At 74.8% G+C, this 11,849-nt stretch carries 9 protein-coding genes; 7 read left to right on the top strand and 2 right to left on the bottom strand.

Annotation, left to right across the window (positions count from 1 at the left end):
• Positions 1-93: 93 nt before the first annotated feature.
• Positions 94-2,901, top strand: coding sequence for a pyruvate dehydrogenase (acetyl-transferring), homodimeric type (aceE, locus tag ACI795_RS06390; protein WP_457074476.1), 2,808 nt, complete (start codon positions 94-96; stop codon positions 2,899-2,901).
• Between the two features lie 152 nt (positions 2,902-3,053).
• Here aceE and ACI795_RS06395 read toward each other — a convergent pair whose 3' ends face one another.
• Together ACI795_RS06395 and ACI795_RS06400 are read right to left on the bottom strand one after the other, a co-directional pair.
• Complete coding sequence (locus ACI795_RS06395; protein WP_457074477.1) at positions 3,054-4,265, bottom strand: M20 metallopeptidase family protein; 1,212 nt, start codon at positions 4,263-4,265, stop codon at positions 3,054-3,056.
• A gap of 39 nt (positions 4,266-4,304) precedes the next feature.
• Positions 4,305-4,835, bottom strand: coding sequence for a pirin family protein (locus ACI795_RS06400; RefSeq protein WP_457074479.1), 531 nt, complete (start codon positions 4,833-4,835; stop codon positions 4,305-4,307).
• 78 nt (positions 4,836-4,913) lie between these two features.
• Here ACI795_RS06400 and ACI795_RS06405 point away from each other — a divergent pair, with 78 nt between their 5' ends.
• From ACI795_RS06405 to ACI795_RS06430, 6 genes are all read left to right on the top strand, one after another.
• Complete coding sequence (locus tag ACI795_RS06405; RefSeq protein WP_457074481.1) at positions 4,914-6,107, top strand: PucR family transcriptional regulator; 1,194 nt, start codon at positions 4,914-4,916, stop codon at positions 6,105-6,107.
• A 149-nt stretch (positions 6,108-6,256) separates the two neighbouring features.
• Positions 6,257-7,459, top strand: a complete 1,203-nt coding sequence (locus tag ACI795_RS06410; protein WP_457074483.1) for an acyltransferase domain-containing protein — start codon at positions 6,257-6,259, stop codon at positions 7,457-7,459.
• Entirely contained in the window at positions 7,456-8,424 is a 969-nt protein-coding gene (locus ACI795_RS06415) for a beta-ketoacyl-ACP synthase III (protein ID WP_457074484.1), read from the top strand. The genes ACI795_RS06410 and ACI795_RS06415 overlap by 4 nt, the downstream gene beginning before the upstream one ends.
• A gap of 88 nt (positions 8,425-8,512) precedes the next feature.
• Complete coding sequence (locus ACI795_RS06420; RefSeq protein WP_457069497.1) at positions 8,513-8,755, top strand: acyl carrier protein; 243 nt, start codon at positions 8,513-8,515, stop codon at positions 8,753-8,755.
• Between the two features lie 111 nt (positions 8,756-8,866).
• Positions 8,867-10,108, top strand: a complete 1,242-nt coding sequence (locus tag ACI795_RS06425; protein WP_457074486.1) for a beta-ketoacyl-[acyl-carrier-protein] synthase family protein — start codon at positions 8,867-8,869, stop codon at positions 10,106-10,108.
• A 40-nt stretch (positions 10,109-10,148) separates the two neighbouring features.
• Positions 10,149-11,561, top strand: a complete 1,413-nt coding sequence (locus ACI795_RS06430) for an acyl-CoA carboxylase subunit beta (protein ID WP_457074488.1) — start codon at positions 10,149-10,151, stop codon at positions 11,559-11,561.
• The last annotated feature ends 288 nt before the right edge of the window (positions 11,562-11,849 follow it).

An 11,849-nucleotide genomic window follows, 5' to 3' on the forward strand; every position in this document is an offset into this window, starting at 1 on the left:
CGGGCCGCTCCGGGAGCCCCCGGATCCCGTCCTGCAGGACGCGTCGGGCGGGGCGCGTGACGCGCGCTACCCCGACAGGGGACGATGTGGGGCATGAGCGCACCGCAGCAGTCGGACGGAGACCCCGCCCGCACCACCGGCACCCCCCGCGCGGTCATCACCGACGGGCGGGCCAGCCAACTCCCCGACACCGACCCGGACGAGACCCAGGAGTGGCTGGAGTCCCTCGACGCGGTCGTCGACCACGCCGGCCGCAACCGCGCGCGCTACCTGATGCTCCGCATGCTCGAGCGCAGCCGCGAGCAGCAGGTCGGCGTCCCCGCGCTCCGCAGCACCGACTACATCAACACGATCCCGCCGGAGCAGGAGCCGTGGTTCCCCGGCGACCTGGAGGCCGAGCGGAAGATCCGCCACGCCATCCGCTGGAACGCCGCGATCATGGTGCACCGCGCGCAGCGGCCGGGGATCGGCGTCGGCGGTCACATCTCGTCCTACGCGTCGTCGGCGATGCTCTACGAGGTCGGCTTCAACCACTTCTTCCGCGGCAAGGACCACCCCGGCGGCGGCGACCAGATCTACTTCCAGGGGCACGCCTCCCCCGGCATCTACGCCCGCGCCTTCCTCGAGGGCCGGCTGAGCGAGCACCAGCTCGACGGCTTCCGTCAGGAGGTCAGCCACCCCGGCGGCGGGCTGTCGTCCTACCCGCACCCCCGGCTGATGCCGGACTTCTGGGAGTTCCCCACCGTCTCCATGGGCCTGGGCCCGATGAACGCGATCTACCAGGCACGGTTCAACCGCTACCTGCACAACCGCGGCATCGCCGACACCGCCGACCAGCACGTGTGGGCCTTCCTCGGCGACGGCGAGACCGACGAGCCGGAGTCGCTGGGCCCGATCGGGCTGGCCGCGCGTGAGGAGCTGGACAACCTCACCTTCGTCATCAACTGCAACCTGCAGCGCCTCGACGGCCCGGTCCGCGGCAACGGCAAGGTCATCCAGGAGCTGGAGTCGTTCTTCCGCGGCGCCGGCTGGAACGTCATCAAGGTGATCTGGGGCCACGGCTGGGACAAGCTGCTGGCCGCCGACCGCGAGGGTGCGCTGGTCAACCTGATGAACAGCACGCCGGACGGCGACTACCAGACCTACAAGGCCGAGGACGGCGCCTTCGTCCGCGAGCACTTCTTCGGCCGCGACCCGCGCACCCGCAAGCTGGTCGAGGGCATGACCGACGACGAGGTCTGGCAGCTCGCCCGCGGTGGGCACGACTACCGCAAGGTCTACGCCGCCTACAAGGCCGCGATGGACCACAAGGGCCAGCCGACGGTCATCCTCGCCAAGACCATCAAGGGCTGGACGCTGGGCAGCCACTTCGAGGGCCGCAACTCCACGCACCAGATGAAGAAGCTGACCGCCGAGGACCTGGTGGGCTTCCGCGACCGGCTGGAGATCCCGATCCCGGACGAGCAGCTGGACAAGACGCTGCCGCCCTACTACAAGCCCGACCCGGACTCCCCCGAGATGCAGTACATGCTCGAGCGGCGCCGCCAGCTCGGTGGCTCGGTGCCGCGCCGCCGCTCGGAGCACAAGCCGCTGAAGACCCCGGAGGACAAGGCCTTCGACGTCCTCAAGCGCGGCTCGGGCAAGCAGGAGGTGGCCACCACCATGGCCTTCGTCCGGCTGCTCAAGGAGCTGATCAAGGACAAGGAGCTCGGTCCGCGGTTCGTGCCGGTCATCCCCGACGAGGCCCGCACCTTCGGGATGGACTCGCTCTTCCCGACGCAGAAGATCTACAACCCGCACGGGCAGAACTACACCTCGGTCGACCGCGAGCTGATGCTGGCCTACAAGGAGTCCGAGCAGGGGCAGATCCTGCACGAGGGGATCAACGAGGCCGGCTCCACGGCGTCGTTCATCGCCGCGGGCACCTCCTACGCCACGCACGGCGAGGCGATGATCCCGATCTACATCTTCTACTCGATGTTCGGGTTCCAGCGCACCGCCGACTCCATCTGGGCGGCCGCCGACCAGATGACCCGCGGCTTCCTGCTGGGCGCCACGGCCGGGCGGACGACCCTCAACGGTGAGGGCCTCCAGCACGAGGACGGGCACTCGCTGCTGCTGGCGGCGACCAACCCCGCCGTCGTCACCTACGACCCCGCGTTCTCCTACGAGGTCGGGCACATCACCAAGGACGCCCTGGCCCGGATGTACGGCAACGACCCGGGCGCGCCGCTGGGTGGGCACCGTGACCCGAACGTCATGTACTACCTGACGATCTACAACGAGCCCTACCAGCAGCCGGCCGAGCCCGAGGACCTGGACGTCACCGGCCTGCTGGCCGGCATGTACCGCTACGCCGAGGGTCCGCAGCTGGAGGACGGCACCAAGGCCCAGGTACTCGCCTCCGGGGTGGCCGTGCCGTGGGCGCTGCGGGCGCAGGAGCTGCTGGCCAACGACTGGGGGGTGTCCGCCGACGTGTGGTCGGTGACCTCCTGGACCGAGCTGCGGCGGGAGGCCGTCGAGGCCGACGAGTGGAACCTGCTGCACCCGGCCGAGGAGCCCCGGGTGCCGTTCGTGACCCGGCAGCTGACCGACGCCCCCGGCCCGATCGTGGCGGTGTCGGACTGGATGAAGGCGGTCCCCGACCTCATCGCGCCGTTCGTGCCCGGTGGCCTGGCGTCGCTGGGCACCGACGGGTTCGGCCTGTCCGACACCCGCCCGGCGCTGCGCCGGCACTTCCAGGTCGACGCCGAGTCGATCGTCGTCCGCACCCTGGCGTCGCTGGCCCAGCGCGGCGAGATCGAGCGCGACGTCGTCCGGCAGGCGGTCGAGAAGTACCAGGTCGGCGACGAGGAGAAGGCCCCGGCCGAGGAGCGGACGGACGAGCACCCGGCCACCTGACGCCGTCAGGCGCCGTGAACGGCCCGTCTCCCCGCACGGGAGGCGGGCCGTTCCGCGTTCCCGGTCGGCCGGCGCCCGGGTGGAGCCGCGCGACCTGACGTTGAGCCGTGCCGCGGCGCGGCTCAACGTCAGGTGGACCGGCGTGACCCAGGTCAGCCAGCGAGGGCGGTGAGCGCCATCTGGGCGTAGAGGGCCGCCCCGGCGGGCAGCGCGTCCTCGTCGAAGACCACCAGGTTCGAGTGGTTGCCCGGGGCGGTCGCCGGGTCGAGGTCGGGCGGGCAGGCGCCGAGGAAGGCCATCGCGCCGGGCACCCGCTCCAGCACGTAGGAGAAGTCCTCCGCGCCCATCAGCGGCACCGGCATCACCCGACTGGCGTCCGCGCCGAGCACCGCGGCGGCGGTCCCGGTGACCGCGGCCGCGACGCCGGCGTCGTTGACGGTGACCGGGTAGCCCTCGATCCGCTCGAACACCGCGGTCAGCCCGTGGGCGGCGGCGACGTGCTCGCCGACCCGCTGCACCGCCGCCAGCACCTGCGCGCGCCGCTCCGCCGACAGGGTGCGGATGGTGCCGTGCAGCAGCGCCGAGTCGGGGATGACGTTGTCGGTGGTGCCGGCCTCCAGGTGGCCGACGGTGACCACGGCCGGGTCGAACACGTCGACGGTGCGGGTCACCATCGACTGCAGCGCGAGCACGATCTCGGCGGCCACCGGCACCGGGTCGGCGCCCAGGTGCGGGGTGGAGGCGTGCCCCCCGCGGCCGTGGACGGTGATCGTCCACTGGTCGGCCGAGGCCATCATCGGGCCGGACCGGACGTTGATCGTCCCGGTCGGGAACATCGTGGAGATGTGCAGCGCGAACGCCCCGCTGACCGGCGCCTCGGGGACGGCGTCCAGCAGCCCCTCCTCGAGCATGAACCGGGCCCCGTGGAAGCCCTCCTCCCCCGGCTGCAGCATGAACACGACCTGCCCGGCGAGGGCGTCGCGGCGCTCGGCGAGCAGTCGGGCCGCGCCGAGCAGCATCGCCACGTGGGTGTCGTGGCCGCAGGCGTGCATCACCCCGGGAACCTCGGAGGCGAAGGGCAGCCCGGTGTCCTCCTGCACCGGCAGCGCGTCCATGTCGGCGCGCAGCAGGTAGGTGGGCCCGGGCCGGGCGCCGCGGAGCACGCCGACCACCGAGCTGGTGGTGGTGCCGGTGGTCAGCTCCACCGGCAGGCCGGCGAAGGCCTCGACGACGGCGGCCTGGGTCTCGGGCAGGTGCAGGCCGATCTCCGGACGGCGGTGCAACCGGCGACGCAGGTCGAGGGTCCGGTCGGCGTCGGCGCGGGCGGCGGCGAACAGGTCAGCGGCGGGTGCGTCGGCAGGCATGCGAGCCAGTCTGTAGCAAGGCTCACCACCCGGGGTAGCTCAGTCCGCCCAGGCGGGCCGGGCGGCGTCCAGCCGCCAGACCAGGACGACGCCGGGACCCGGTACCGACCCCTCCCCGACGGCGGCCGTCACCTCGTCGTCCCGCACGACGACCCGCAGCCCGGCGGGCACGTCCGGTCCGGCCGTACCGAGCCACAACCGGGCGTCGGCGCGGCCGAGGTCGACCCAGCCGGTGGGGCGCAGCAGCACGTCGTGCGCCGGCGTCGCCCCGGGCGCGGCGGCGCGCAGGTAGGTCTGCACCACGTGCGCGCCGTCGGCCCCGGCCACCTCGTCGTGCTCCAGGCCGCGGCCGGCGCGCAGCACCGCGACGTCGCCCGGGCCGGCCACCGCCTCCCGGCCCCAGGCGTGCCGCACCGAGCCGCGCAGCACCACCGCGACCACGTCGACGTCCCGGTGGGCGTGCCGGCCGTAGCCCGCTCCCCCGGGCAGCCGGTCGTCGGCCAGCCGCAGCAGCGGGCCCAGCGAACCGTCGGCCGGGTCCAGCAGCACCCGCGAGTCGAGCCCGCTCACGCTGCCACCAGGTCCGGATGAGGTGTGTGCACGGGCTCCAGGGTCCCCGACCGACGCCGCCGTGACACCCTTGCCGCCGTGGAGGACACCACCCCGGCGCGTCCCACGCGCGTGCGCCCGTCCGAGGCGACGCTGCGCCGGCTGGAGCGCGCCTCCGGCTCGCTGGCCACGCAGGCGGTCGCCCGGATGGACGAGGAGCTCGCCTGGTTCCGGGCGATGCCGGCCGACCAGCGGTCCTGGGTGACCCTGGTCGCCCAGGCGGGCATCGCCTCCCTGGTCGAGTGGTGCCGCAACCCCGGCCGGCCGCCCCGGCTGACCGGCGAGGTCTTCGGCGCCGCTCCGCGGGAGCTGGCCCGCGCCGTCCCGCTCAAGCAGACCGTCGACCTGATCAAGGTCACCGTCGAGGTGGTCGAGGCCCGGGTGGGCCAGGTCGCCGAGCCCGGCGAGGCCGAACCGCTCCGGCTGGCGGTGCTGCAGTTCAGCCGCGAGGTCGCCTTCGCGACCGCGCACGTCTACGCCAGCTTCGCCGAGAACCGCGGCGCATGGGACGCCCGGCTGGAGGCCCTGGTCGTCGACGCCCTGGTCCGCGGCGACCGCTCCGAGGAGCTGCCCGGCCGGGCGGCCGCGCTGGGCTGGGCCACCACCGGCCCGGTGCTGGTGCTGGTGGGCGCCGCGCCCCCGGCCGAGCGGGACTCCCGCGCCGGCGTCCGGCGCGCGGCCCGCTCGCTGCGCAGCGAGGTGCTCGTCGGGGTGCACGCGGACAAGCTGGTGGTGGTCCTGGGTGGCGTCGACCGGCTGACCGAGGTGGCGGAGCGGGTGTGCCGGGAGTTCGGCCCGGGGCCGGTGGTCGTCGGCCCGCAGGTCGACTCGCTCGCCCGCGCCGGGGAGTCCGCGGCCGCAGCGCTCGCCGGGCTGCGCGCCGCGGCGGCCTGGCCGGACGCACCCCGCCCGGTGGACGCCGAGGCGCTGCTGCCCGAGCGTGCCCTCGACGGCGATCCGGTGGCCCGGACGGCGCTGGCCGAGCGGGTGGCCGGCCCGCTGGAGGCCGCCGGCGGGGAGGTGCTGGAGACCGTCCGGGCGGTGCTCGCCCACGGCGGCAACCTGGAGGGGACGGCGCGGGCGCTGTTCGTGCACCCCAACACCGTCCGGTACCGGCTCAAGCGGGCCACCGAGCTGACCGGCTGCTCCATCACCGACCCGCGCGGGGCGTGGACCCTGCAGCTGGCGCTGGCCCTGACCCGCCTCGAGGGCGCCCGCTCGCTCTGGCACTGAGCCGACCGGCCATTGTGGCCTCGCCCACCACAGCCGGTTGCTGGAAGCGGTTTGAGGACCCTCTTTTGGAGGGTTCCTCCAAAGACCGACCGCGGTAATTCGTGGGTCTTCCGGCTCCGCCGGGGCCCGGCACCTGCCAGGGTTGTCACGTGCTGGCCGTTCTCGCCCCCGGACAGGGTGCCCAGAAGCCCGGGATGCTCACCGACTGGCTCGACCTCCCCGGCGCGGAGCCGTTCTTCCGCTGGGCCGGGGCGATCGCCGACGCCGACCTGCTGGAGCTCGGCACGACCGGGGACGCCGAGGCGATCAAGGACACCGCGGTCACCCAGCCGCTCGTCGTGGCGATGAGCCTGTTCATCGCCCGCGAGCTCGGCGGGATGCCGGGTCCGGTGGTGCACGCACCCGCCACCGGCCGCGACGTCGTCATCACCGGGCACTCCGTGGGCGAGCTGACCGCGGCCGCGCTGGCCGGGGTGCTCTCCGTCGAGGCGGCGATCGCGCTGACCGCGGTGCGCGGCCGGGCGATGGCCCGGGCCTGCGCGCAGACCCCGACCGGGATGTCCGCGGTGCTGGGGGGCGACCCCGAGCAGGTGCTCGCCGCGATCGAGCGGCACGGGCTGACCCCGGCGAACATGAACGGCGGTGGCCAGGTGGTCGCCGCCGGGTCGCTGGACGGGCTCGCCGCGCTCAAGGCCGACCCGCCGGAGAAGGCGCGGATCATGCCGCTGTCGGTGGCCGGCGCCTTCCACACCTCCTACATGGCCAGCGCCCGCGAGGAGCTCGAGGGCCTGGTCGGCGGCCTGCGCCCGGCCGACCCGAGCCGGCTGCTGCTGTCCAACGCCGACGGCGCCGCGGTCAACACCGGCGCCGAGGTGCTCTCCCGGCTGGTCACCCAGGTCACCAGCCCGGTGCGCTTCGACGCGTGCCTGGCCACCCTGCGCGACCTCGGCGTCACCGCCGTCCTGGAGCTGCCGCCGGCGGGTGCACTCGCCGGCCTGGCCAAGCGCGAGTGGAAGGGCGCCGACATCGAGGTGCTGGCGCTCTCCAAGCCCGCCGACCTCGACCGTGCACGGGAGCTCATCGCCGCCGAGCGCGGGCGCGCCGAGGCCGAGCACTCCCCCGACTGGCGGGTCGTCGTCGCCCCCGCCCGCGGCACGGTCAACCCCGCCGACGTCGCCGAGGGCACCCACCTGCCGGCCGGCACCCCGCTCGGCTGCATCCGCAGCCGCCGCGAGGAGGTCCACGTCTCCGCCGGCTACGACGGCGTCCTCGCCGAGTGGCTGGTGGCCGACGGCGACCTCGTCGACGCCGGTGACCCGATCGCCCGTCTCTACCCGGAGGTCCAGCCGTGAGCACCATCAAGCTGCGTGAGGGGGCGCCCGGCGCACAGATCCTCGGCCTGGGCGGCTACCGGCCGCGGCGTCGGGTCACCAACGCCGAGCTCGAGACGGTCATGGACACCAACGACGAGTGGATCCAGACCCGGGTCGGGATCGCCGAGCGCCGCTGGGCCTCCGAGGACGAGACGCTCGTCGAGATGGCCGTGGCCGCCGGCGGCAAGGCGCTGGCGGCCAGCGGACTGGCCCCCGACCAGGTCGACCTGGTCATCGTGGCCAGCGCCAGCCTGCAGGCCCCCATCCCCGGCATCGGCCCGCAGGTCGCCCACCGGCTGGGCATCCCCCGGCCGGGCGCGTTCGACCTGAACGCCGGCTGCGCCGGGTTCTGCTACGCGCTGGGCATGGCCTCCGACGCCATCCGCGCCGGCGACGCCCGGCACGTCCTCGTCGTCGGCGTCGAGCGGCTCACCGACGTCACCGATCTCACCGACCGCTCGACCGCGGTGATCTTCGCCGACGGCGCGGGCGCCGCAGTGGTCGGGCCGTCCGAGGAGCCCGGCATCGGACCGGTCGCCTGGGGCAGCGACGGCGACCAGTACACCGCCATCGAGATCGCCGCCGGCCGCTCGACCATGACGATGGCCGGCCAGGCCGTGTACCGCTGGGCCACCACCAGGCTCACCGCCACCCTGGAGGAGGCGATGGAGTCCGCCGGCGTCACCGCCGCCGACATCGACGTCTTCGCCCCGCACCAGGCCAACCTGCGGATCATCGAGTCGATGTCCAAGAAGCTCGGCTTCGGCGAGGACACCGTCATCGCCCGCGACATCGTGCAGTCCGGCAACACCTCCGCCGCCTCGATCCCACTGGCGCTCACCGCGCTGGTGGAGTCCGGCGAGGCCGAGAGCGGTGACCTGGCCCTGGTGCTCGGTTACGGCGCCGGGCTGACCTTCGCCGGCCAGGTGCTCCGCCTGCCCTGATACACCAGTGACCTCGCCGGGACGCCCGTCCCGGTCGACGGCGGAGCCACCCGGCCCCGCCATCCCCCAGTCAGAGAGAGGACCCCGCGTGCCCAGCACCGCAGAGATCCAGGCCGGCCTCGCCGAGATCCTGGAGGAGGTGGCCGGCGTCGCCCCGGCCGACGCCACCCCCGAGAAGTCCTTCACCGAGGACCTCGACGTCGACTCGCTGTCGATGGTGGAGATCGCCACCGCCGTCGAGGACAAGTTCGGCGTGGCCATCCCCGACGACGAGCTCGGCAACATCAAGACCGTCGGTGACGCCATGTCCTACATCGAGAAGAACCAGTAGCAGGACCACCCTTCCCCCCACGCCTCGCAGGCTCGGCGCGGGCCCCTGAAGGGTGGCCGTTCCATCCGCTCTGCCCCCGGCCGTCCGGCCAGCCAGTCCCAGGAGGAACTCATGAGCACGCCCACCGCCGACGTCGTCGTCACCGGGCTCGGCGCCACCACGCCCCTCGGTGGTGACGTCGCCTCCACCTGGGAGGCACTGCTGGCCGGCCGGTCCGGGGTGAGCCGGCTGACCGACGACTGGGCGGCGGACTTCCCCGCCCAGCTCGTCGCGCAGCTCGCCGTCGAGCCGTCCGAGCAGCTGGACCGGGTCCGCTCCCGCCGCCTCGACCGCAGCCAGCAGGTCGCCGTGATCGCCGCCGAGGAGGCCTGGCGCGACGCCGGCGGTGCCGACTCCGGCGTCGACCCCCTGCGGATCGCCGTCGTCTTCGGCACCGGCATCGGCGGTGCGGTCACCCTGCTCGACCAGGACGACGTCCTGGAGGCCAAGGGCCCCAAGCGCGTCTCCCCCTTCACCATCCCGATGCTCATGCCCAACGGCCCGGCCGCCGCCGTGGGGCTGGCCGTCGGTGCCAAGGCCGGCGTCCACGCCCCGGTGAGCGCCTGCGCCTCGGGCGCCGAGGCGATCCGCTGGGGCCTGGACCTGCTCCGGTTCGACCGCGCCGACATGGTCGTCGTCGGCGGCACGGAGGCCTGCGTCCACCCGCTGCCGATGGCCGGCTTCGCCGCCATGCGCGCGATGAGCACCCGCAACGACGAGCCCGAGCGTGCCTCCCGGCCCTTCGACAAGGGCCGGGACGGCTTCGTCCTCGGCGAGGGGGCCGGCGCCCTGGTGCTCGAGCGCGCCGACGCCGCCAAGGCCCGCGGTGCGCAGGTCTACGCCCGCCTGGCCGGGGCGGGAGCCACCGCCGACGGCTACGACCTGGTCGCCCCGCACCCCGAGGGCGAGGGCGCCGGCCGGGCGATCGCCGCGGCGATCCGGGACGCCGGGCTCACCCCCGCCGACATCGGCCACGTCAACGCGCACGCCACCTCCACCCCGATCGGCGACACCGCCGAGGCCGCCGCGATCCACTCCGCCATCGGCGACCACCCGCTGGTCACCGCCACCAAGAGCCAGACCGGGCACCTGCTCGGGGCAGCTGGGGCGCTGGAGTCGGTCTTCACCATCCTGGCGCTGCGCGACCAGCTGGTGCCGGCCACGGCGAACCTCGACGACCCCGACGACGACGCCGCCGTCCAGTCGCTGGACATCGTCCGCCGCGAGGCACGCAAGGCCTCGTTCTCCGCCGCCCTCAACGACTCCTTCGGGTTCGGCGGCCACAACATGGCCCTGGTCTTCACCACGGCCTGACGAAGGCCCCCGAACCCTCACTCGCTCTGAGGAGCTGCTCATGACCACCGCCACCCCCGCGCCGCCGGTCGCCACGGTCGACCCCCGGGACCCCGAGGACCGGCTGGCCCGGTTCTTCGACCCGGGGTCGCTGCAGCTGCTGGCCGCCCGCGACACCTCCGGGGCGCTGGCCGGGCGAGGCACCGTCGCCGGCTCCCCCACGATCGCCTTCTGCACCGACGCCACGATCATGGGCGGGGCGATGGGCGTCGACGGCTGCCGGCACATCGTCGACGCCATCGACACCGCGCTGCGCGAGCGGGTGCCGGTCGTCGGCATCTGGCACTCCGGCGGCGCCCGGCTTGCCGAGGGCGTCACCGCCCTGCACGCGGTCGGCGAGGTGTTCGCCGCGATGGTGCGGGCCTCGGGGCGGGTGCCGCAGATCTCCGTGGTCCTCGGGGCGGCCGCCGGCGGCGCCGCCTACGGTCCGGCGCTCACCGACCTGGTGATCATGGGCCCGGCCGGCCGGGTGTTCGTCACCGGCCCGGACGTCGTCCGGTCGGTGACCGGTGAGGTCGTCGACCAGGAGCAGCTGGGCGGGCCGGACACCCACGGCCGGCGCTCCGGCGTCGTGCACGTGGTGACCGACACCGAGCCCGCGGCGCTGGAGACCGCCCGCACCGCGGTCGAGCTGCTGGCCGCCCAGGGCAGCTTCGCCCCCGCGCAGGACGAGCCGGCCGTCGACCTGATGGCGCTGCTGCCCGAGCAGCGCAACCGGGCCTACGACGTGAAGCCGCTGGTCGCCGCACTGCTGGACGGCCCCGGCCTGGAGCTGCACCCCCGCTTCGCGCCGAACATCGTGACCACCCTGGGCCGGCTGGCCGGGCGCACCGTCGGGGTCATCGCCAACAACCCGCTGCGCCTGGGCGGCTGCCTGGACTCCGCCTCGGCGGAGAAGGCGGCCCGGTTCGTGCGGATGTGCGACGCCTTCGGGGTGCCGCTGGTCGTGCTGGTCGACGTCCCCGGCTACCTGCCCGGCGTCGGCCAGGAGTGGGACGGCGTGGTGCGCCGCGGCGCGAAGCTGCTGCACGCCTTCGCCGAGGCCGTGGTGCCGCGCGTGACGCTGGTGACCCGCAAGTCCTACGGTGGCGCCTACATCGCGATGAACGCCCGCTCGCTGGGGGCCAACGCGGTGTTCGCCTGGCCGGGGGCGGAGGTGGCCGTCATGGGCGCCAAGGCCGCCGTCGGCATCCTGCACCGCAAGAAGCTCGCCGCCGCCCCGCCCGGGGAGCGGGAGGCGCTGCACGCGCAGCTGGCCGAGGAGCACGAGCGGATCGCCGGCGGGGTGAACCGGGCCCGCGAGATCGGTGTCGTGGACGACGTCGTCGACCCGTCGGAGACCAAGCGCCGGCTGGTGGCCGCGCTGGCGGAGACCCCGGCCGGCCGGGGCGCGCACGGCAACATCCCGCTCTGACCCCCCTCCCGGGCCACCCGGGATCAGGTCAGCTGATCGTGGGGGGGGGGGGGGGGGGGGCGGGGGGGGGGGGGGGGGCGCGGCCGGGGGGGGGGGGGGGGCCCCCCCCCGGCCCCCCCCGCGGGGGGGGGGGGGGGGGGGGGGGGGTGTTGCGGCTCCTCCTCCCGGGGGGGGTGGCGGTGCTGGGCCGGGGGGGGGGGGTCGTGGTGCGCGCCGGGGGGGCGCCCCCCCCCCCCCCCCCCCCCCCCCCGGAGGTGAGCCTGGCCGCCTGGGACACCATCGAGGCAC

The sequence above is a fragment of the Modestobacter sp. SYSU DS0290 genome, assembly GCF_054050955.1.

Coding starts and splice junctions, on each gene's coding strand:
- aceE (WP_457074476.1), top strand. CDS start 94: ATGAGCGCACCGCAGCAGTCGGACGGAGACCCCGCCCGCACCACCGGC.
- ACI795_RS06395 (WP_457074477.1), bottom strand. CDS start 4,265: ATGCCTGCCGACGCACCCGCCGCTGACCTGTTCGCCGCCGCCCGCGCC.
- ACI795_RS06430 (WP_457074488.1), top strand. CDS start 10,149: ATGACCACCGCCACCCCCGCGCCGCCGGTCGCCACGGTCGACCCCCGG.
- ACI795_RS06425 (WP_457074486.1), top strand. CDS start 8,867: ATGAGCACGCCCACCGCCGACGTCGTCGTCACCGGGCTCGGCGCCACC.